The organism is Luteibacter sp., from assembly GCF_035539195.1.
Classification (GTDB): Bacteria; Pseudomonadota; Gammaproteobacteria; order Xanthomonadales; family Rhodanobacteraceae; genus Luteibacter.
Map to the genome: position 1 here is coordinate 1 of NZ_DATLIW010000001.1, position 22,445 is coordinate 22,445.

Here is a 22,445-nt window from a genome sequence, read left to right on the forward strand (position 1 = left end):
TTGGCGTCCACCCTCGAGGCGAGTTCCGCACAAGTGAGCGGCCGTAGGCCATATAGAACCATGGGCCGCGCAGCGGCCTTCCGCACCGAACGCGGAGGACCTGTCTGAGCAGCGAGGGTGGGCGCCAAGGTCTCCCCGCGAAACGCCCAAGTGTACAAAGCGATGGCGCAGCCGAGCCCGCGAAGCCGAAGGCGAGCGAGGCGCAAGGTGCGAACGAAGGCCCGGCATGCCGAACGCCCGCCCCCGGTAATCCGCGAAGCCCCTTATATTTTGCGCCGGAGTGCGTTTTTCCTACTGACCGGCGCCAGACTCCGCGTTGCGTTCCGCGCCGCCAGGCTGTCGCGCCACGTCGATGCCGGCGTCGGGCAACGCATAACGTGCGAGAAGGGGATCGAGCTTGTTCGTCAGGCGGAGCAGGGCGACGTTGCCCATGGCGGCGTCGGTCTGCTTCGTGCCCGCGTCTTCAGGGGCGGCGTTGGCGTCCGGGGAGCGGGTGAGTGAAGCGAGCTGGCTGCCGAGCACCTGGGTGAGGGCGAAATACGCATCGTCGTGAATGCCGGCGCGTTCGAGCACGAGGCCTGGAAGCATCCATGAGGCCATATCGCCATGCACCGGCGGCGGGCCGTCGCCATGGGCGTCGATCAGTACCCAGGGAACCATCTGTGTATCGAAGGACTGGCCGTCGCGAAAACCCGCGTGGTTGTACGTGTTGGTCAGTGCCGGAAGGTGGTCGCCGTAGAACAGGAGGATGGTCGGGCGCTCGCGCTTGGCCAGCAGGTCGGCAAGGCGTCCGAGCTCGGCGTCCGCGTGATGCATGTGATAGACGTAGTTCTGCCATTCGAGCTTGTCCTTGCCCTCCACGCCGGCGGGGACGGGTATGGCATCGCGTTCGGCGACATTCGTGTTGTCGGAGCCATCGTAGGGCCCATGCGCTTCGATACTGATCGCGAACACGAGGCGGGACGGCCCGGCATCCGGCAACTGCGCCATGATCTCGTCCGTCATCGCGCTGTCGGCCATGTAGGTGCCGTCGTTCTTCGCATCCGCAGGGAAGCCCGTGCGCGAGACGAAGCGATCGAAGCCGATGGCCTTGAAGGCGGCCGGACGGTTCCAGAAGTTCGGATTGTGGCCATGCAGGGCGACGGTTTCGTACCCGTGCGAGCGCAGTGCGCGAACCATGCTGGGTACCACCTGGTTGTGCAGGTCCAGGTAGGGATAGCGCATGTTGCCGAAGTAACGCAGCGAGAGGCCGGTGAGCACTTCGAACTCGGTGCGAATGGTGCCGCCGCCGAAGGTAGGCACATGCAGGCCGCCGCCGCTGCCTTCTTGCGTGAGGCGGTGCAGGTTGGGCGCGAGGTCCTCGTCGTAGCCGTTCACCGCGGATGGGTCGAAGAACGATTCACTCTGGATGATCACGATATCCGGCCGCTGCCGCGTATGCTCAGCCGCCCGCGCCATGTGCTCGCGCAACGCGGCGTCGTTGTCGCCGATGAGCTGGAGCGCGGCCTTGGGATCGTCCTTGGGTTTGTTGCGCGATGCCTGCAGGTGGAACTGCATCAGGTTGGATACGACGCCGTTGTATCCGGCGTTCTCCGAAGGCGACCAAGGCATCATGCCAAGGCGCTGGCCGTTGTAGATTTTCGCCCAGCCCGGCGTACCCGCGAACAAGGTGACGAAGAGGGCGCCGAGGGCGAAGGTCGCGACGATCCGGCGTCCATAGGTATGGCGCGCGAAAACCGGTGGCTCGAAACGTACGAGGAGTACGACCATGGCAATCAGGGCGCCGATGGCCAGGTAGGGACCGGCCTGTCGCGGCAGATAGCCCGACAGCAACGAGAGACCGCCGTTGCTCAGCTGGCCGATCAGGCCGAAGTCGGCCGGCAGTAGCGGCGTACCGAGGTTCTTCACCTTGATCGCGCTGATCGCGAACACGACGCCCTGGGCAAGAAAGGCGATGCCGAACGACAACCAGGTGCGGCGGGTGAGCGTGAGCAGGAGACTGGCCAGCATCAGGCCGGGCATGGCATTGGCGATCAGGTGGCCCGGACGTGTCATCCACTGGTCCGTGCCCACGCCGGGGTTGCCGTCGATGAAACCGGTGAAGAGGATGAACATCAGTGCCGTCACGACCGGGAGCGCGATGCGTCCCGCGCGGTGGCGCCAGGTTTTCGATTCGCTGGTCATATGAGCCGACGTCCGCGTCCAGATCCCGATGGGGGGTAAGGACTGTAACGGAACCGACATGAATCGGTTGTCAGCGGAAGTAATGGACTTTTCTACGATTCTTCGCAAGTTGCCGCTTCAGGCACAATGGCCACCTCATGAATGCCTCCACGCCGGCTCCGCGCGAAAGCCCCGAACTACGCGCACTCATCGACCATCGTTATGCCGACGTGATGGCGGCATGCCGGGCGGCTCGCATCCCTGTTCACGACGACGCCGGAGTGGCCGAGCGCATCCGGCGCACCTTGCTCGCGTCCGACTTCGCCTTCGACGTGTTTCGCCGACAACCGGAGTTGCTCGCACCCGCCGGGCTGGAACGTCTGCGTGCAACGGCCGATGCGGCGACACGCGGCGGCCTGCTCGACCTGCCGGCGGACGAGGAGCGCTGCATGGCCATCCTGCGGCGGTTTCGTCACGCCGAGGCCGTGCGTCTGGTGTTTCGCGACGTCAACGGGCTGGACGATATCGACGAAACGTTGGCCTCGACGAGCGCACTCTATGAAACCCTCCTGAGTGCCGCACTGCGCTGGTCCGAGAATTCGTTGCACGCCCGCTTCGGCCGTCCGCGCGACGGCGCCGGCGTCGAGCAGCGCATGGTGGTGATCGGTTTCGGAAAGCTGGGCGGGAACGAACTGAATTTTTCGTCGGATATCGATCTGATCCTCGCCTATGCATCCGCTGGCGACACCGACGGCACCCGCTCCCTCGACAACGGCGAGTACTTCATTCGCGAGGCGCGTCAGTTGGTGCGACTTCTCGCCGAGCCGACCGTCGACGGCATCTGCGCGCGCGTCGATCTGCGGCTGCGTCCGTTCGGCAACGCCGGACGCCTCGCCCTGCCATTCGCGGCGATGGAACAGTACTACCAGCGCGAAGGTCGCGACTGGGAGCGCTACGCATGGATCAAGGCGCGCCCGGTCGCCGGCGATCGCACCGCCGGCCGCGAGCTCCAGGACATGCTTCGTCCGTTCGTCTACCGGCGCTACCTCGACTACACCGCCTTTGCCGGTCTGCGCGAGATGAAGTCGCTCATCGACGCCGAGGTCGCGCGCAAGGATCTCGCCGGCAATCTCAAGCTTGGCCCCGGCGGCATTCGCGAAATCGAATTCGTCGTCCAGTTGACCCAGATGATCCGCGGTGGCCGCGATCCCGCCCTGCGCGTACGCGGTCTGCTGCCGGCGTTGCGCGCTTGCGAGGCACGCGGCTACATTCCGGCCGCGCGCGCAAAGCTTCTGCGCACGGCGTACCTGTTCCTGCGCCGTCTGGAGAATCGCGTGCAGATGCTGCGCGATGCACAGACGCACGATATCCCCGACGACGAACTCTCCCGCGAAAGGCTGGCGCTCGGCCTGGACTATCCCTCCTGGGACGCGTTGGCGGTGGAACTCGCTACCCATCGCGCGGCGGTGTCCGCCGAATTTGCCGCCGTGCTCGTACCCGAAGCCGGGCAGACCGCCACGGCGCCGGTCGCCGATATGGCGTTGTGGACGGCTGCGCGCGACGGTTCATTGAGTGCGGCCACACTGGAAGCTTCGGGTTTCGCCGGCGGCGCGGACGCCCTCGAGCAGCTGACGAAACTTCCGCAAGCCGCCGCGGTGCGTTCGATGTCCGCGCGTTCCAGCGAACGCCTCGAGCGCCTGATGCCCCAACTCATCGGCGCCGCCCGCGCGAGCACGTCGCCCTCCGCCAGCCTGCTCCGCATGGTGCGCCTGGTGCAGGCGGTGGCGCGGCGATCGTCGTATCTCGCGCTGCTCGACGAGCAGCCCAATGCGCGGCGCCGTGTCGCCGGCGTTTTCTCCGATAGCGCCTTCCTTGCCGAGCGCGTGATCGCGCAGCCGCTGTTGCTGGACGACGTGCTCGATCCACGCATCGACCAGTTGCCCTTGAAGCGTGCCGATATCTCGGCCGAGATCGCACGCACGCTGGGCACGTTGGATGAGCGCGATGCCGAGCGCGAGCTCGAGCGCCTCAACGAGTTTCGTTCGAGCATCGCGTTCCGGCTTGGCCTGGCGTTCAACGACGGTCGCGCCGACGCACCCGCTACCGCGCGGCGACTCGCCGGCCTTGCCGAGGCCGTGGTCGCCGCCGTGCTGGCGCTGGCGACGCGCGAACTCACCGCGCAGCACGGGCGCTTGCCGGGCGATGGCGGTGGATTCACCGTGCTGGGCTACGGCAGCCTTGGCGGCGAAGAGCTCGGCTTCGCCTCGGACCTCGACCTCGTTTTCGTCTACGACGGCAAGCTCGCCAATGCGATGAGCGACGGTGCGCGACCGGTCGATGGTACGCGCTGGTACCAGCGCCTCGCCCAGCGTGTGATGCACTGGCTCAGTGCGCAGACGCATGCCGGCAAGTTGTACGACGTCGATACCCGCTTGCGGCCCGATGGCTCGAAAGGCTTGCTGGTCGCCAGCGCGGACGCCTTCGAGGCTTACCAGCGCGACCGCGCCTGGACGTGGGAGCATCAGGCGCTGCTGCGGGCGCGGCCGGTCGCCGGCGATGTGCGGCTGGGCGGCGTCCTCGCCGATATCCGACGCGATATCCTGTCGGCGCCGCGCGACGCCGCGCGCGTGGTCGCCGAGGTCAGCGCGATGCGTCGCCGCTGGCGCGCCGAGCGCGATCGCTCGGACGCCTTACGCATCGACCTCAAGCAGGGCATCGGCGCACTCATCGATATCGAATTCGTGCTGCAGGGGCTGGTCCTCGCGCACGCGGCGCAGTTCCCGGCGATCCTCGACACGACGGCGAGCAGTACGCTGATCGATGCGGTGCGTGCGGTGGGCCTGCTTACCCAGGCCCAGGCCGATACGCTCCATGTGGCCCACGCGGATCTGCTCCAGATGGGCCTGGCCTGCACCCTCGATCTGCGTTCGCGCATCGCCCAGCGCAGCCCGGCGCTCGACGCCGCCTGCGCGGGCGTGATCCAGGTGGCGCGAGACCTCGGATTCGAGCTCGAAGGCGTCGACGGCGCGACGGCACAGGCTGTCTGAACCGGCCGGCCGGCGCTATGCTGTCCGGCCGTTCACGGACCTGACCTGCGATGACCCGACCCTCGTTGTTGATCGATACCGACCCTGGCGTGGACGATGCCCTCGCCATCCTGATGGCCCACGAGCACGGCGACGTCACCGCGCTCACGGTGGCGGCCGGTAACGTCGGCCTGGGGCATACGGTTCGCAACGCGCGCACGCTGGTCGAGCTGATCGGTGCGGCCACCCCGGTATTCGGCGGTTGCCCATCGCCGCTGGTGAGGGCGCCGGACGAGGATGCGGCGTTCGTCCATGGCGCCGATGGCTTCGGCGACGTCGGCTTTGCCGAACCGAAGCATCCGGTCGAGGCCGAGCATGCGGCGCTGGCCCTCATCCGGCTGACCCGCGAGCGCCCCGGCGAGCTGACCCTCGTCGCCCTGGGCCCGTTGACCAATCTCGCCCTGGCGGTTCGGCTCGACCCTTCGCTGCCCGAGCGGGTCAAGCGCCTCGTCGTCATGGGTGGCGCAGTGACCGGGCACGGCAACACCGGGAAGATCCCGGCCGAGTTCAACATCGGTTTCGACCCCGAGGCAGCGCACGTGGTTTTCCAGGCCTTCGAGATGTTCGACCTGGTCGACTGGGAAGCGACGGTGCGGCATGCCTTTCCGGACGCCACCTACGAGGGCTGGGTGGCCGGCGGCGACGCCCGGGCTTCCTTCTTCGAGAAAATTTTCGCGACGGCGCGCCGGTTCAATGCCGAGCACGAGCGCACGGGGTTCATCGCCGCCGATGCGCTCGCCATGGCGGTGGCGCTGGATCCGGGCATGGTGACCCGGGCCGAGACCCGGCACGTCGCCATCGAGCTGGACGGCCGGCTGACCCGTGGAGCCACCGTGGTCGACTGGCACAACCGCCTGGGCGGCAAGCCGAACGCCCGGATCGTGCTGGAAGTGGACCAGGGCCGGTTCGCCGAGCTGATCGCCGCTGCCCTGGGCGCCCGTTGATTCCAGCCAGGATGGCCTGGGTGGTCGAGAGGGCCTGACTTGATGTCGGCGACCCCGCTGGTTACAATGCCGCTCTTTTCACCCCGCTAATTCTCAGAGTCACGACCATGAAAGAGAACATCCATCCGAAGTACCAGTCCGTCGTTTTCCAGGACCTGTCGTCCGATTTCGCGTTCCTCACGCGGTCGACCATGTCCAGCAAGGAAACGGTCAAGTGGGAAGACGGTAACGAATACCCGGTGATCAAGCTCGATATCTCGAGCCACTCGCACCCGTTCTACACCGGTAAGCAGAAGACGCTGGACGTCGGCGGCCGCGTCGACAAGTTCCGTCAGCGCTACGGCCAGAAGTAAGCCGGTTCCATCCGCGCGCCGCCTGCGGGGTGGCGTTTCGCGAGGATAGACAGACACGGGGCGAGCCCACGGCTTGCCCCGTGTCTTTTTGCGTGCGCGAATCCGGCTCAAGCCAACGGACGTTTGAATAGGCTCTGTGCGATAATGGGGGACTTCGGCCGCACGCGGCGGCCGGTACGACACCTCTCCCCCGGGGTCGTTTTCCCAACATCGCTACGCTTCGCCACCCCCTGGCGGAGCGGGAACAGAGAGAAAGAGGAGCTCGCCGTGTCCGACGCCAAAACCGTCAAATTGGTCGATGAATCCAACAAGCCCGTAAGCGAACTGCCGGTTATCGGCGGCACGCTCGGCGCCGAGTGCGTCGACATCGGCACGCTGTACAAGGACACCGGTTACTTCACTTACGATCCGGGTTACGGCAGCACCGCCAGCACCAAGAGCGCCATCACCTATATCGATGGCGACAAGGGCGTCCTGCTGTACCGCGGATACCCGATCGAGCAGCTCGCCGAGAAGTCCACCTTCCTCGAGACGTCGTACCTGCTGCTCAACGGCGAACTGCCGAACAAGACCGAATTCGCCAAGTTCGAGCACGACATCACGCATCACTCGATGATGCACGAGAACCTCAAGTTCTTCCTGCGTGGCTTCAATCACGACGCGCATCCGATGGCCATGCTGGCCGGCTCGATCGCTTCGCTGTCGGCCTTTTATCACGACAAGCTCGACGTCGATAATCCGGAAGACCGCAAGCTCGCCGCCATCCGCCTCATCGCGAAGATGCCGACGATCTCCGCCGCCATCTACCGTCACTCGATCGGCTGGCCGACGCGTTATCCGCGCAACAACCTCGAGTACGTCACGCGCTTCCTGCACATGATGTTCGAAGTGCCGAGCGAGCCGCTGGAACTGAATCCGGTCGTCGCCAAGGCGCTCGACCTGCTCTTCATCCTGCATGCCGACCACGAGCAGAATGCGTCGACCTCCACGGTACGCCTGGTCGGTTCGACCGGTGCGAACCCGTACGCGTCGATCGCCGCCGGCATCACCGCGCTCTGGGGCCCGGCCCACGGTGGTGCGAACGAGGCCGTGCTCAAGCAGCTCGAAGAGATCGGTACGGCCGACAAGGTCGAGACCGCCGTCAAGCGCGCGAAGGACAAGAACGACTCCTTCCGACTGATGGGCTTCGGTCACCGCGTCTACAAGAACTTCGATCCGCGCGCCAAGATCATCCGCGAGATGTGCCACAAGGTGCTCGAGGAGCTCGGCGTCAACGACCCGCTGCTCGACGTCGCCATGAAGCTGGAAGAGGCTGCCCTGAAGGACGACTACTTCGTCGAGCGTAAGCTCTACCCGAACGTCGACTTCTACTCGGGCATCATCTACAAGGCCCTGGGCATTCCGACCGAAATGTTCACCGTGATGTTCGCCATCGCGCGCACCTCCGGCTGGATCTCGCACTGGATCGAGCAGCACGAAACCCCGGGAGCCCGCATCGGTCGTCCCCGCCAGATCTACACCGGCGCCGACGTTCGCGACTACACCCCGAGCGACAAGCGCTAAGAAGAAAAACCCCGCGAAAGCGGGGTTTTTTTATGGGCAAGACGTTGTGCCGAAGCCGCTGTGTGCCGAAGCCGCCTTGTGCCGAAGCGGCCGTGTGCCGAAGCGGCTGTGTGTAGGAGCCGCTTTGTGTGGGAGCCGCTTCAGCGGCGAAACCCAGGTTGCGGAAGCCTGGCTATCGCCGCTGAAGCGGCTCCCACAAAGGTCACGCTAGCGGGCAAGGGCAGAGGCATCGAACGCAGCGATGTCTTCTTCGGCGAGCAGTGCCTGCACCATCGACGCCGTCGCCCGGCGCATCGGCCGTTCATCGACGCGATCCAGCGGCGCCTGGCGTAGCGCATCCAGCGGGAGCACGGTGAGGTCGAACGGAATGCCGTCCGCGCCGAACAGCAAGACCGGATGCTCGGTCTGCTCGTTGCCCGACCAGCGCAAACGACGCGTCTGCGTCTCCAGCGGAATGCCTTGCTCCTGCAGGAACAGTGCCGGTGCTTCGGGATCGTCGCTGAAGACATGCAGGCAGACGGCCGAATGCTCGTCGGCCGTGCCCTCGAGTACGGCGCCTACCAGGCGCGCGTCGAATCCACGCAGGAAGCGCAGCGCTTCGACCGCTGCTTCGCGGCGAAGGCGGAGTGCCTGGGGCTGGGAATCCGCCTTGAAGATGCGCTGGTGTTCGCGCAGTGCATCCTCGATCTCGTTGTTGCGGGGCAGGGCCTGCGCGTCGGCGATGCCGAGTCGCTCGGCCGCCTTTACCTTCGCGTGGTGAAAGTCGCGAATGCCGTGTTCACTCATCAGGCGCGCCGCTTCCTGGGCGACAAGGGCGCGGTGACGCTGCGTCCGGTCCTGTGCATGAATCTTGTGATGCTCGCCTCGTGCCATGACTCACCCCCGTGTGGTGTGTATGTGTACGTCAGAAGATGTCGTAGGCGTGGTCCTGCTGTTCCTCCTGCTGCTTTTGTGCTGCCTGTTCGCGAAGACGATCGACGTCCTCGACCTTCATGATTTCACTCATCCCGCCGGGCGACGGCAGGCCGGAGCCTGGATCGATCTGCACGTTCGCGATACCGGGAGGCATCGCCAGGGTATGCGACGGCTTGTCCTTCAGGACCGTGCCCATGTAATCCATCCAGATCGGCAAGGCGGCCTTGGCGCCGAACTCGCCGCGACCGAGGGAGCTGAAGTCGTCGAAGCCCACCCAGACGGCAGTCGACACATCGCCGTTGAAGCCAACGAACCAGGCGTCGCGATGGTCGTTGGTCGAGCCAGTCTTTCCGGCGATGTCGTCGCGGCCGAGCGCGCGCGCGGCCGAACCGGTGCCGCGCTTGATCACGTCCTGCATCAGCGAGGTCACGAGGTAGTCGTTGCGGACATCGATGACGTGCGGGGCCAGTTTCGGCACCTTCGCCTGGTCGGCGTGGGCATCGGCGGGGAGCACCGCGTCGCCCGTCCCGTTGCCGCCCGAACTGCTGGCGACGGCGGGCTTGGCCGGAATCAGGGCGGTCGATGGTTGGGTCGGCGGGCCGGCCGGGGTCGGATTGAGCAGGCGCTCCTGGCAATCCGCGCAGGCGCGCTCCGGATTGGCGACATAGACCGGATTGCCATCGCGATCGTCGATGCGCGAGATGAAGTAGGGCGTGACGAGATAGCCGCCGTTGGCGAACACGGCGTAGCCGCGCGCCATGCTCATCGGCGAGACCGAAGCCGTGCCCAAGGCGAGCGACAGGTTCTGCGGCAGGGCATCCGGCGTGAAACCGAAGCGCGTGATGTACTCACGAGCGTAGCGCACGCCGATGGCATCGAGCAGGCGCACCGAGACGAGGTTCTTCGACTTGACCAGGGCTTCGCGCAGACGCATCGGGCCGTCGAATTTGTTGTCGTCGTTCGCGGGCGTCCACATGCCGTCGGGACGCGACGGGTCGGGGAAGGCGACAGGCGCGTCGTTGACGATCGAGGCGGGCGTGAAGCCGCGCTCGAACGCCGCCGAATAAAGGTATGGCTTGAAGCTCGAGCCGGGCTGGCGGGCGGCCATCACGGCACGATTGAACTTGGAACGAAGGAAGCTGAAACCGCCCACGAGCGCGCGCACGGCGCCGTCCTCGGGGTCGACCGAGACCAGGGCTGCCTGTACCGCGGGAATCTGGGTGAGGTGCCAAGCACCCTTGCCTGGGTCGGGCTTCGCCTCGGTGGTGGCCTTCGCGGTGTCCGCCGCCTTGGCGTCTTCGTCGATATCGTCCTTTTCGCTGCGGATGAGGCGAATCACGTCCCCGCGCTTCAGGACCGCGTCGACGCGCGTCGGCGCGGCGCCCGCGCGAGCTTCGTTCACGTAGGGACGGGCCCAGGCGATCGATGCCAGGCTCAACGTCGCCGTCTCCTTCGCGGACAGGTACACCGTCGCCTCCTTCGCCCCGGTCTCGGTGACGATCGCCGGCATCATGCCCGCCACGCTCGTGTAGCCGGCGAGAACGCGGTCATAGTCCTCGGGACCGGCCTGGGCCGGGAGCTCCTCGTGGCCCTCGGGCCCACGGTAGCCGTGGCGACGGTCGTAGGCCGACAAGCGTCCGCGGAGGGCGTCGTTGGCCGCCGCCTGGCTGTCGCTGGGTACCGTGGTGTGGACCACGTAACCCTCGGTGAGCGCATCGTTGCCCAATTTCTCGAGTACCTGCTGGCGCACCATCTCGGCGAGATAAGGCGCATCCACCTCGATCTGCTGCTCATGCGGGAAGGCGTCGTTCGGCTCCTTGATGGCCTCGTCGTATTCCGCCTGGGTAATGAAACGGTTGGAGAGCATCTGGCCCAGCACCCAGTCGCGGCGGGCGATCATCCGCTTGGGATTGTTCAGTGGGTTGACCACCGAAGGCAGCTGGAAGGTCGACGCCAGGGTGGCGCTCTCGGCCACGGTCAGCTGGTCGAGGGTCTTGCCGTAGTAGTAGGACGCCGCGGCCGCAAGGCCGTACGAGCGGTGACCCAGGAACATCTTGTTGATGTAGAGCTCGAGGATCTGGTCCTTGGTTAGCTCGTTTTCCATGCGCAGGGCGATGAATACTTCCGTCAGTTTGCGCGAGTACAGCTTTTCGGGGCTGAGGAAGAAATTACGCGCCACCTGCTGGGTGATCGTCGAGCCGCCGGGGCCTTTGTCTCCCCCGGAGACGATGACGTGGATGCCGGCGCGGGCGATGCCGTGCCAGTCGATGCCGGGGTGGCTATAGAAATCGGCATCTTCTGCCGATAAGACAGCGTTCTTCAAACGTGCCGGCACGTCGGCTATGTGCACGGGTATGCGTCGGGTTTCGCCGAAAGAGGCGATCAGCCGGCCGTCCGAGCTAAGTACCCGGAGCGGAACTTGCATGTGATAGTCGCGCAGGACCGCGACCGAGGGTAGGCGCGGCGCGAGCAGCCAGTACGCCACGCCAATGGCGCCAGCGACGAAAAGGATGCCGGCGAGGGCGAGGTACAGCGCGATGCGCAGCAGACGCTTGAGGATTCGCATGGAGGGGGAAGGGGTCACCGCCGTGTGGGTCGTGGCGGAGTATAGAGCTAAGCCGGGGAGGCAAAGGGCTGGCGGATGCTCGACCAGCGGTGAGGGGTTTTCGCTAACCCAGTGACAGGATTTGTGAATTAGTGCCGGTAAGGGGCGATTTCGGCCGTTGCCAATCTGTTAAGTTTTAGATCTAATGCCTTCGCGCCGAAGACCAATTCCGACAAAGGCGCGGGGAAGGGGGACAACGTGGGGCTCTTTACACCCAAGGCGGCGCCTTTGATCGGCGTCGACATCAGTTCGACCGCAGTAAAGTTGCTGCAGCTCAGTCAGGCAGGTGGGCGCTACCGCGTCGAACACTATGCAGTCGAGCCGCTGCCGCCGAATGCCGTCGTCGAGAAGAACATCGTTGAGGTCGAAGCGGTGGGCGAGGCTATCCGGCGGGCACTGCTCCGATCCGGATCCAAGCTCAAACACGGCGCGGCTGCCGTGGCCGGCTCCGCCGTGATCACCCGCATCATTCCCATGTCGGCCGACCTCTCCGAGGATGACCTCGAAGGTCAGATCCAGGTCGAGGCAAACCAGTACATTCCCTACCCGATCGAGGAAGTTAGCCTCGATTTCGAAGTTATAGGCCCCGTTCGGGACAACCCGGAGATGAACAACATCCTCCTGGCCGCCTCGCGGACCGAGAACGTGGACATGCGCATCGCGGCGCTCGACCTGGGCGGGCTCACTGCCCGGGTGGTCGATGTCGAGGCGTTCGCCATGGAGAACGCGTTCGCCATGGTCGCCGACCAGCTGGCGGTATCGCGGGACGCCCTGGTCGCCGTCGTCGATATCGGCGCGACCATGACCACCCTGGCCGTGCTGAAGAACCAGCGGACGATCTACTCCCGCGAGCAGGTCTTCGGCGGCAAGCAGCTCACCGATGAGATCATGCGTCGCTATGGCCTGTCCTACGAGGAAGCGGGTCGGGCCAAACGCAAGGGTGGCCTGCCCGAGTCCTACGAGATGGAGGCCCTCGAGCCGTTCAAGGAGTCGCTGGTCCAGCAGGTGAGCCGCCTGCTCCAGTTCTTCTTCGCCGGCAGCGAGTACAGCCGGGTCGACCAGGTCGTCCTGGCCGGCGGCTGCGCCTCGATCGAAGGGATCACGGAGTTGCTCGAACAGCAGCTCGGCGTGCCCTGCGTCGTCGCCAACCCACTGGCCCGCATGGCGCTTTCCAGCCGTGTCCAGGCACAGACCCTGGCCCAGGATGCGCCCGCGCTGATGATTGCCGTCGGCCTCGCCATGAGGAGCTTCGACTGATGGCACATATCAACCTGCTTCCCTGGCGCGCCGAACGACGCAAGCTGCGCGAACGTGAGTTCTACATCCAGCTCGGCATGGCCTTCGGCGCCGCCCTCGTGGTCCTGATCGCCTGGTCGTTCTGGATGGATGCGCGCATCGACAACCAGAACGAGCGCAACACCTACTTGCAGGGCGAGATCAAGCAGCTCGACGACCGCATCGCCAAGATCAAGGATCTCGAGAAGGTCCGTGCCGGCCTGCTCCAGCGCAAGCAGATCATCGAACAGCTGCAGGCCAACCGATCGCAGATGGTTCACCTGTTCGACGAACTGGTGAAGACCATACCCTCGAGCGCGCGCCTGGCGGGCATGAAGCAGTCGGGCGATTCCATGTCCCTCGACGGCGTGGCGCAGTCCAACTCCAGCGTGGCCGAGTACATGCGCAACATCGAAGCGTCGCCCTGGATGGGCCATGCCGACCTGCGCAAGACCGAAAACACGCACGACGCCTCGCGGATGCCTTACGTCTTCGGCCTCGATGTGCGCCTGAACCATCCGGGCGATACGCCTGATGCGGCGCCGGCGGGATCCTCCAGCACCGCTGGCCCGGCCGCCCCGGCCGCGGCGACCGTCCCGGCGCCGTTGGTCGATGCGGCGAAAGCCATGGTCGGCAAGCCGGCCGCTACGTCGACATCCGCCGCCGCGGCCCCGGCTGCCGCTCCGGTGGCAGCGCCGCGTCCGGCTTCCGCCACCACGGCAGGAGCCAAGCCATGAAGTTCTTCGACGATCTGCGCAACCTCGATCGCCATAACGTCGGCGGCTGGCCGAAGGCGATCAAGCTGTTCTTTACCGGCCTGCTGTTCGTCGTCGTCGTGCTCGCCGGCTGGTATTTCGAGATCAGCTCGCAGCAGGACGACCTCGCCTCGGCCGAAAGCAAGGAGCTGTCGCTCAAGACCGAGTTCTCGACCAAGCAGGCCAAATCGGCAAATCTGGAAGCCCTCGAGCAGCAGCTGACCGAAATGCAGGACATGCTGCGTACCTTGCTGCGCCAGCTGCCCAGCCGCACGGAAATGCCCGAGCTGCTCATCGACATCTCGCAGACGGCACTCGCCGCCGGTATCGAGACCGAGCTGTTCCAGCCGGGTCCGGAAACGCCGAAGGACTTCTACGCCGAGAAGCCGATCACGCTGCGCATGGTCGGTACCTACCATCAGTTCGGTACGTTCATCAGCGGCGTGGCATCGCTGCCTCGCGTCGTCATCCTGACGCTGCACGACGTTTCGTTGTCGCCGAAGGTTGCCGACAAGAACGGTGTCAGCTCCGGTCAGCTCGTCCTGCAGGGAACGGTCAAGACCTACCGCTATCTGGAAGACGACGAGACCGCGGCCCAGGCCGCGCCGGCACAGGGGGCCAAATGATGAACGCCACGTACATCAAGCGGCGCCCCGCGGCCGGTCTGTTGTTCGCCGCCCTCGCGCTTGCCGGCTGCACCAAGGGCACGTCCGACCTGCGCGAGTGGGTCGACGCCGAAAAGCACAAGAAGGGAGAGCCGATTCCGGTCCTCCCGGTGATCCGCACGTTCGAGACGTTCGCTTACCAGGACCAGGGCGCTCGTGACCCCTTCAGCCCGAGTACGGCCGAGATGGACACGAACGTGGCTTCGGGGCCGCGACCGGATGAAAACCGTCCCAAGGAGCCGCTCGAGATGTTCTCGCTCGATACCCTGAAGATGGTTGGCACGGTCGGTGCTGGTTCCTCGCTCGAGGCACTCGTAAAAGATCCGGGTGGGGTGATCCATCGCATCCACCGCAATGAATACATGGGGCAGGCCTACGGTCGTGTAACGGCCGTCGGGGAGGATCGGATCGATCTGGTCGAACTGGTGCCAAATGGCCAGGGCGGGTGGATGGAGCGTCCGGCAAGCATCGCGGTCGGCGAAAAATAAGAACTCGGGGATGACGCACATGACGACCAACTTCCATCATCTGCCGGGTAGCGCGCGCATTCGCGCGCGCCGCTGGGTGCTCGGTGCCACGCTCGCTTTCACTGGCGTGTTCGCCGGCAGCGCATCGGCGGCAAACGCCCTGCAGAATGTCAGCTACGACGCACAGCCCGGGGGCCGCATCGAACTGACCCTCGCGTTCTCCGACACCGCGCCGGATCCGAAGGTCTTCACGACCAACAATCCGCCACGCATCGCGATCGACCTGCCGGATACGACCAACGCCTTCAGCAGCCGTCACATCGACATCGGCAAGGGTTCCACGGCCGGTGTTTCCGTGATCGCCGCCGGTGGGCGCACTCGCGTCACGGTCGAGTTGTTCCGCGAATCGGCCTACCGCACGCGTACCGAGGGCAAGAACCTCATCGTCACCGTGAATAACGGTCCGACCGGTGCGACGACGACGACGGCTGTCGTTTCCGACCCGACCAAGGCGCTCCCCTCGAGTGCCGGCACGCCGGTGTCGAACATCGATTTCCGCCGCGGTCCGAACGGTGAAGGTCGCGTCCTGGTGACGCTCGGTAGCACGGCGACGACGCCGGAAATGCATCGGGAGGGCGATCACGTCATCGTCAGCCTGGCCGGTTCCAGCCTCCCCGCCAAGCTCGCCCAGCGCCTGGACGTGCTCGACTTCGCCACACCGGTCCAGTCGATCGAATCGAAGGCCTCGCCGGGTGGTGCGCGCCTCGACATCCGCACCAAGGGCGAGGTCGAGACCTCGGCTTACCAGAGCGGCACCGAGTACGTGATCGAAGTGGCGGCGAAGAAAGTGACCGCGCCGACCGGTAAGGCCGCCAAGGGGCAGGATCCGACGTATTCGGGTTCGCGCCTGACCTTCAACTTCCAGGACATCCCGGTACGTTCGGCCCTGCAGCTGATCGCCGACGAAGCCAAGCTCAACCTGGTCGCCTCCGACAGCGTGGGCGGTAGTGTCACCCTGCGCCTGGTCAACACCCCATGGGACCAGGCACTCGACGTGATCCTGCGTGCCAAGGGCCTGGACAAGCGCCGCAGCGGCAACGTGATCTGGATCGCCCCGCAGACCGAACTTGCCAACTACGAGCAGAGCCTCGCCGATGCGCGCCAGAAGGCCGAGGACTCGGCCGAGCTGATCTCCGACTACATCCCGATCAGCTACGGCAAGGCGGAAGACATCGCGAAGCTGCTGACCCAGGGCAGCATGCAGAGCACGGGCGGCGGTTCGTCGAGCAACGCCTCGAAGGGCTTCCTTTCCGGTCGCGGCAGCGTCTCGTTCGACGACCGCACGAACACCCTGCTCATCAACGATACGCCGGACAAGATCCGTGACCTGCGCGAGCTGATCGGCACGCTCGACCGTCCGGTACAGCAGGTGCTGATCGAGTCGCGCATCGTGGTCGCCACCGACCAGTTCACCCGCGCGCTGGGCGTTCGTTGGGGGGCGGAGGCGTTTCGCACGAATCCGAGCGGGCAGGTCATCGGTACCACGCCGGATCTCACCAGCGGCACCGGCACGCAGCTTGGTACCACCGGTCTTGTGACCAACGTCGCCAACCTGAACAACGGTGCGCAGACGAACAACACGCTCACCTACCCGGGCGGTTACAACGTCAACCTGCCGGTCTCGAACCCGTCGGGCAGCATCGGCCTGGCGATCCTCGGCGCCAACTACATGGTCGACCTCGAGCTCTCCGCTGCACAGACTGAAGGTCGCAGCGAAGTGATCTCCAGCCCCCGCGTCATTACCGCCAACCAGCAGGAAGCGGTGATCAAGCAGGGTACCCAGATCGGCTATGTGACCTACCAGGCATCGAGCTCGGGCGGCGGTGCACAGAACGCGACCGTCCAGTTCAAGGACGCGGTGCTCGAACTGCGCGTCACCCCGACGATCACGGCCGACAGCCGCGTGTACCTGAAGATCAACGTCAAGAAGGATGCGCTGGCCAGCCAGACCCCATCGCCGGGCGGTGGCTTCGTACCCTCGATCGATACCCGCGAGATCAACACCTCGGTGCTGGTCGACAACGGTCAGACGGTGGTCCTGGGCGGTATCTACGAGATCACCAAGAACAATACGACGAGCAAGGTGCCGGGTCTGGGTGACATCCCCGGCCTCGGTGTGCTCTTCCGCCGTACCACACGCGATAACAACAAGGCCGAGCTGCTGATCTTCGTGACGCCGCGAATCCTCTCCGATTCCCTGCGTTAAGTTCGATTGCAACGAGTGATAAGGGGCGGCCTTCGGGCCGCCTTTTTTTTGGGGCCCTAAACTTCTCCCGTCGGCTGTGGTCTCATCGTCCCTCTACCCGTATGAGAATCGCCGATGTCCGAGCTGCCGATTGCCACGACGCCCCTCCAGGAAGCGTTCGTCCGCCTGCGCGAGGAGCTGTCCAGCGGCATCATCGGTCAGCCGCACCTGGTCGAATGCCTGCTGATCGCCCTCCTGGCCGACGGCCACCTTCTCGTCGAAGGTGCGCCGGGCCTGGCCAAGACCACCGCGATCAAGGCCCTCGCGACCCGCGTCGAGGCGGACTTCCACCGGATCCAGTTCACTCCGGACCTGCTTCCGGCGGATCTCACCGGTACCGATATCTTCCGGCCGCAGACCGGTAGCTTCGAATTCGAGCGGGGCCCGCTCTTCCATAACATCGTCCTCGCCGACGAAATCAACCGCGCGCCGGCCAAGGTGCAGTCCGCGTTGCTGGAAGCGATGGCCGAGCGCCAGATCACCATTGGCCGCCGTACCTGGCCGCTGCCCGACCTGTTCATGGTCATGGCCACGCAGAACCCGATCGAGCAGGAGGGCACCTTCGCCCTGCCGGAAGCCCAGCTCGATCGCTTCCTCATGCACGTGACCATCGGCTATCCCGATGCCGACGCCGAATTGGCGATCCTGCGCCTGGCGCGAGAGCAGGCCCGCGAAGCCATGCACCCGGTGCCCCCGCCGGCACATGTGCTGCGGCCCGCGGATGTGTTCGCCGCGCGCGACGCCGTGCTCGCGGTGCACATGGCCGCGCCGCTGGAGCTCTACATCACCCAGATCGTCGTCGCCACGCGCAACGCGGCCAAGTACGGTCCGGAGCTTGCCCGCTGGATCGCCTGGGGCGCCAGCCCGCGCGCGACCATTGCCCTGGACCGCTGCGCCCGCGCGCATGCCTGGCTCGCCGGCCGCGACTACGTCATTCCGGAAGATATCCACGTCATCGCGCACGAAGTCCTCCGTCACCGCGTCTTGCCCAGCTATGAAGCCGAAGCGGAAGGCGTGCGCATCGACTCGGTGATCGATCGCCTGCTGGATCTCGTACCGCTGCCGTGAATGCCGTCGTCCCTCTCCCGGATGGGCGCGTCCACGTATCGTTGCCCGAACTGATCGCGCTGCGCGCCCGCGTGGCGCGTGCGCCGGCACCGCCCGTGGTGTCACGTGTCCAGCGCAGTGGCCAGCGGCCCGGTCGGTTGCACGGTCGCGGCATGGACTACGCCGAATCCCGCGTCTATCAGGCGGGCGACGATGTGCGCCGGATGGACTGGCGATTGACCGCGCGCAGTGGCGTCGCGCATACCAAGCTATTCCAGGAAGAGCGCGAAGGTCGCCTGCTCATCCTCCTCGACAGCAACGCGAGCATGCGCTTCGGCACGCGCGCGCGGTTCAAATCGGTGCAGGCGGCGCGCGCCGCGGCGATGGCGGCGTGGTATGCCGTGCGCGGTGGCGACCGGGTCGGCGTACTCGCCTTCGGTGGGCAGCGCCAATTGCTTCGCCCCATGGGCGGTTCCCGCGGAGCGCTTGGCGTGGCCGGCGCGATCGCCGCGTGGGACGCCTTGCCGCCGGGTGCCGACGAAACGCTTTCTTCCGCCCTCCAGCGCGCCGGCCGGCTCATGCATGGTGCCTCGCGGGTGCTGCTGGTCAGCGACGGCTTTGCCGTCGACGAGGCGGCGCGGGGTCGCATGCTTGGCCTGGTCGGCAAGGCGCAAGTCTCGGTGCTCACTGTGGCGGACGCGCTCGAGCTCGCCGAGCCGCCGGCAGGCCGCTATCCGTTCGCGCATGGCGGCGTGCACTACGACGTCGTCCTGCAGGGCGATCGCCAGCGGGCGGAATTCGCTCGGACACTCGGTGACGGCGTGCGACGTCTGTCCGCCCTGGCGACGGGGCTCAACCTGCGCGCGCACACGATCGACACCACGGCGGATCCGCTCGATGCGATCGTCGCCTTGCTCGGTACGGGGAGGGCTCGTTGATGCCGACCGCCGGCCCCGAGCTTCGCGACATCCATGTGCCACAGGTCTCGATGTGGTGGCCCCTTGCCCCGGGATGGTGGCTCCTTCTCGTCTTGCTGCTCGCGGCGGTGGCCGTGGGCGTGATCTTTCTTCGTCGTCGGGCGGCATGGAAGCGCCATGTCGAGGCCACGCTCGCCGATCTCCGCGATGCCACCGCGCGCTACGCGCAGGACGGCGATGTGGCGGCGTTCGCTACGGCGGCGAGCCAGCTGTTGCGTCGGGTGGCCCGCACGCGCGATCCGCACAGTGTCGTCATGAAGGGCGCGGCGTGGCGCGCCGCGCTCGCGGCGATGGCGCCGCGCCAGGATGTCCATCGCCTGGCTGCGATCGAAGACGCCATCTACCGTCCCGAGGCGACGCTCGATGTGACGCCGACCGCCCAGGATGTCGAAGCCTGGGTGCGCAAGGCCATGCGAAGGAGGCCGTCGCATGTCGCTGCCTGAGTTCGCCTGGCCGTGGCTGTTTGCGGCCCTTCCCTTGCCCTGGCTGCTGCGTCACGTGTTGCGTCCGCTGAAGCCCGCGCAAGCCATGAACCTGCCACAGCCGGGACTTTCCCTGGTGGCGGCGTCGGTGACGCGTGCGCCTTTTGCCGCGACCCTCCTGCTGGCACTGGCCTGGCTTTGCCTGGTCAGCGCCGCGGCCAGGCCGCAACGTCTCGGTCCGCCGGAACCTCAGCAGCGCAGTGGTCGCGCGACCATGCTTGCCGTCGATCTCTCCGGCAGCATGTCGCTCGACGACATGGAACTGGCCGGACGTAACGTCACCCGTTTCGCCGCCGTCGAGGCGATCGCCGGCGACTTCATCGATCGTCGTGCAGGCGATGAACTCGGCCTCATCCTGTTCGGAACGCAGGCGTATCTCGTCACCCCGCTTACCTATGATCTCGATGCGGTGCGCGCGCAACTGCACGGCGCCGTCGTCGGCTTGCCCGGGCGCGAGACAGCCATCGGCGACGCGCTGGCCGTGGCGGTCAAGCGTCTCGCCGACATGCCCGAACAGGCTCGCGTCGTTGTCTTGCTCACCGACGGCGTGAACAACGCGGGTTCCATCGCTCCGCGCGAGGCGGCGCGTGCCGCGAAGGCCGCCGGCGTTCGCGTCTATACGATCGGCATCGGCGCGACAGCCATGCGCGTACCGGACTTCTTCGGCAGTCGAGTGGTCAATCCGTCCGCCGATCTGGACGTGGGCATGCTTACCGACATCGCCAACCAGACCGGGGGCCGGTTCTTCCGCGCGACGGACAGCAACGAACTCGCCCAGGCCTATCGTGCGATCGACGCGCTCGAGCCGGTGCCCCAGCAGGGCGCCGCGCTCAGGCCGCGCTACGAGTTGTTCCGCTGGCCCCTGCTGGCTTCGCTCGCGCTGTTCGCGATCGCCGCGTTGCCGCGCTACCTCGGCCGGAGGGCATTCGCATGATGGCGTGGCTTGGTGCCATCCACTTCATCGAGCCGCGCTGGCTCTGGTTGCTCCTGTCGGTACCTGTGCTGGCTTGGCTGGTCAGCCGGCGTTCGGCGGAAGTGCGCGTGCTGACGCGGTTGGCGGATCCACTGCTGCTGCCATACCTGCTCGATGGCAAGCCCGGTGCATCGCGCGCACCCGTCGTCGCCTTTGCCGTCGCAGCGGTCCTGGCCGTTCTCGCGCTGGCCGGTCCCACCTGGAACCGTCAGTCGCAGCAGCTTTTCGCCGAGCGTGCCGCGCAGGTCGTGGTCGTCTCGATGTCGCCACACATGCTCGCGCACGATGTCGTACCGGATCGGCTCAGTCGCGCGCGCTACAAGGTGCGCGAACTGTACGCGGCCAATCGCGACGGGATGAATGCCTTGATCGCCTATACCGGTGAAGCGTTCACCGTCGCGCCCCTGACCACCGACGCGCACAGCGTGGACGACCTGCTCACCGCGCTTTCTCCGGATACCATGCCCGTGGCCGGCGACGATCCCGGCAAGGCGATCGAGATGGCCGCCGATCTGATTCGCCACACCGACGTGCGTGGCGGTTCGATCGTGCTGGTGACCGATCACGCGGACGCGGCGGCAGCCGCTGCCGCGGGTCGTGCGCGCGCGGCGGGAGATACCGTGTCGGTGCTCGGCCTGGGCACGGCACGCGGCGGTCCGGTCCCCGGCGACGATGGCGGCTTTCTGAAGGACGAGCAGGGCGCGATCGTCATGGCGCCGCGCAACGACGCGTCGCTGACCGCCGTGGCGTCCGCCGGCGGCGGTCGCTACGTCGCGACCACGGACGACCAGTCCGACGTGACCGCGCTTGCAGCGGCCCTGCATGGCGATGGCGAAGGTAAGGCCGTGGAGGGCGCCGCATCCGGGCAGTGGCAGGATCGTGGCCCATGGCTGCTGCTGCCGCTCCTGCCGATCGTCGCCCTGGCGTTTCGACGCGGATGGTTGCTCACGCTGGCGCTGATGATGATGCCGCTGGCACCGGCGCGCGCCGACGGTATCGCGGACGTGTTTCGCACACGCGACCAGCAGGCCGCGAAAGCGTTGGCCGAAGGCGATGCGAAACGCGCCCAGGCCTTGGCCGCGAGCGACAGCCTGCGTGGCGTGGCCGCGTATCGTGCCGGCGACTACGCGGCGTCGGAGGCCGCGCTCGCGCATGGAGCGGACAGCGACTCCCAATACAACCTCGGCAATGCGCTCGCCAAGCAGCAGCGTTATGAAGACGCGCTCGCCGCGTACGACCGTGCGCTGAGATCGAATCCGGCCAACGCGGACGCCGCCGCCAATCGCAAGGCCGTCGCCGACTTTCTGCAAAAGCGGAAACAGCAGCAGGACCAGGACAAGAAGAACGACAAGAAGGACGGCAAGGGCCAGCAGGATCAGAAGCAGGGCCAGTCCGGCGACCAGGGCAAGGATCAGCAGGGTCAGCAAGGTCAGCAGGGCGACGACCAGAAGAAGGGCGAAAGCGGCCAGCAGCCCGGCGCCGACGGCAAGGACGGGCAACAGGGCCAGCAGGGTTCGCAGGACAAGACGGGCGAAGGCGAGGGTGGCGACAAGGGCAAGGAACCGGGCAAGTCGCAGGCGCCACAAGGCGACGCGGAGGCCAAGTCCGCCGCCGAGCGCCAGCAGGCGGCGCAGGCTCAGGCGGCGCTGAAGAAGCAGATGGATGCGGCACTCGCCGGCAAGCAGGCCAAGCCCGGCGAGGACAAGGGGCACGACCTCGGCGCGATCTCGGCCGAGGACGCTTCCTCGAAGTTACCTGCCGACGTCCGCCGCGCACTGATGCGCGTTCCCGACGATCCCGGTGGTCTGTTGCGGAGAAAGTTCATGCTCGAATACCAGCGCCGCCACGGCGCCGAGCCAGAGGAATGACG

Annotated in this window: 17 protein-coding genes; 14 read left to right on the forward strand and 3 right to left on the reverse strand. The window is 66.2% G+C overall.

Going from position 1 to position 22,445, the window contains the following annotated elements; all coding sequences use genetic code 11:
• Positions 1–291 precede the first annotated feature (291 nt).
• A complete protein-coding gene (locus tag VM621_RS00005) occupies positions 292–2,184 on the reverse strand; it encodes an LTA synthase family protein (RefSeq protein ID WP_325466939.1) in 1,893 nt (630 codons plus the stop codon).
• A 137-nt stretch (positions 2,185–2,321) separates the two neighbouring features.
• Here VM621_RS00005 and glnE point away from each other — a divergent pair, with 137 nt between their 5' ends.
• The 4 genes from glnE (at position 2,322) to VM621_RS00025 (ending at position 8,109) form a co-directional block, all read left to right on the forward strand.
• The gene (gene glnE / locus VM621_RS00010; RefSeq protein ID WP_325466940.1) at positions 2,322–5,210 is read left to right on the forward strand and encodes a bifunctional [glutamate--ammonia ligase]-adenylyl-L-tyrosine phosphorylase/[glutamate--ammonia-ligase] adenylyltransferase; all 2,889 of its coding nucleotides are present in this window, start codon (positions 2,322–2,324) and stop codon (positions 5,208–5,210) included.
• Between the two features lie 50 nt (positions 5,211–5,260).
• Positions 5,261–6,193, forward strand: coding sequence for a nucleoside hydrolase (locus tag VM621_RS00015; protein ID WP_325466941.1), 933 nt, complete (start codon positions 5,261–5,263; stop codon positions 6,191–6,193).
• 107 nt (positions 6,194–6,300) lie between these two features.
• A complete protein-coding gene (locus tag VM621_RS00020; protein ID WP_046966218.1) occupies positions 6,301–6,546 on the forward strand; it encodes a type B 50S ribosomal protein L31 in 246 nt (81 codons plus the stop codon).
• Between the two features lie 267 nt (positions 6,547–6,813).
• Complete coding sequence (locus VM621_RS00025) at positions 6,814–8,109, forward strand: citrate synthase (RefSeq protein WP_325466942.1); 1,296 nt, start codon at positions 6,814–6,816, stop codon at positions 8,107–8,109.
• Between the two features lie 207 nt (positions 8,110–8,316).
• Here the strand turns inward: VM621_RS00025 and VM621_RS00030 are convergent, their stop codons facing one another.
• Entirely contained in the window at positions 8,317–8,982 is a 666-nt protein-coding gene (locus VM621_RS00030) for a hypothetical protein (protein ID WP_325466943.1), read from the reverse strand.
• Between the two features lie 31 nt (positions 8,983–9,013).
• Positions 9,014–11,590, reverse strand: coding sequence for a penicillin-binding protein 1A (locus VM621_RS00035; protein ID WP_325466944.1), 2,577 nt, complete (start codon positions 11,588–11,590; stop codon positions 9,014–9,016).
• Positions 11,591–11,827: 237 nt separating this feature from the next.
• Between VM621_RS00035 and VM621_RS00040 the strand changes: the two genes are divergently transcribed.
• From VM621_RS00040 to VM621_RS00085, 10 genes are all read left to right on the forward strand, one after another.
• Positions 11,828–12,886, forward strand: a complete 1,059-nt coding sequence (locus tag VM621_RS00040; protein WP_325466945.1) for a pilus assembly protein PilM — start codon at positions 11,828–11,830, stop codon at positions 12,884–12,886.
• On the forward strand, positions 12,886–13,641 hold the full coding sequence (locus VM621_RS00045; protein ID WP_325466946.1) for a PilN domain-containing protein: 756 nt from the start codon (positions 12,886–12,888) through the stop codon (positions 13,639–13,641). The genes VM621_RS00040 and VM621_RS00045 overlap by 1 nt, the downstream gene beginning before the upstream one ends.
• Positions 13,638–14,285: a type 4a pilus biogenesis protein PilO gene (locus VM621_RS00050; RefSeq protein WP_325466947.1), complete on the forward strand. Its 648-nt coding sequence runs from the start codon at positions 13,638–13,640 to the stop codon at positions 14,283–14,285. The genes VM621_RS00045 and VM621_RS00050 overlap by 4 nt, the downstream gene beginning before the upstream one ends.
• Positions 14,282–14,812, forward strand: coding sequence for a pilus assembly protein PilP (locus VM621_RS00055; protein ID WP_325466948.1), 531 nt, complete (start codon positions 14,282–14,284; stop codon positions 14,810–14,812). The genes VM621_RS00050 and VM621_RS00055 overlap by 4 nt, the downstream gene beginning before the upstream one ends.
• A gap of 19 nt (positions 14,813–14,831) precedes the next feature.
• Positions 14,832–17,057, forward strand: coding sequence for a type IV pilus secretin PilQ (gene pilQ / locus VM621_RS00060; RefSeq protein WP_325466949.1), 2,226 nt, complete (start codon positions 14,832–14,834; stop codon positions 17,055–17,057).
• A 114-nt stretch (positions 17,058–17,171) separates the two neighbouring features.
• Complete coding sequence (locus tag VM621_RS00065) at positions 17,172–18,164, forward strand: MoxR family ATPase (protein WP_325466950.1); 993 nt, start codon at positions 17,172–17,174, stop codon at positions 18,162–18,164.
• Positions 18,161–19,081 (forward strand): DUF58 domain-containing protein, encoded by a 921-nt coding sequence (locus VM621_RS00070; protein ID WP_325466951.1) that lies wholly within the window; start codon positions 18,161–18,163, stop codon positions 19,079–19,081. The genes VM621_RS00065 and VM621_RS00070 overlap by 4 nt, the downstream gene beginning before the upstream one ends.
• Positions 19,081–19,563, forward strand: coding sequence for a DUF4381 domain-containing protein (locus VM621_RS00075; protein WP_325466952.1), 483 nt, complete (start codon positions 19,081–19,083; stop codon positions 19,561–19,563). The genes VM621_RS00070 and VM621_RS00075 overlap by 1 nt, the downstream gene beginning before the upstream one ends.
• Positions 19,556–20,536: a VWA domain-containing protein gene (locus VM621_RS00080; protein ID WP_325467004.1), complete on the forward strand. Its 981-nt coding sequence runs from the start codon at positions 19,556–19,558 to the stop codon at positions 20,534–20,536. The genes VM621_RS00075 and VM621_RS00080 overlap by 8 nt, the downstream gene beginning before the upstream one ends.
• Positions 20,533–22,443, forward strand: coding sequence for a tetratricopeptide repeat protein (locus tag VM621_RS00085; RefSeq protein WP_325466953.1), 1,911 nt, complete (start codon positions 20,533–20,535; stop codon positions 22,441–22,443). The genes VM621_RS00080 and VM621_RS00085 overlap by 4 nt, the downstream gene beginning before the upstream one ends.
• The last annotated feature ends 2 nt before the right edge of the window (positions 22,444–22,445 follow it).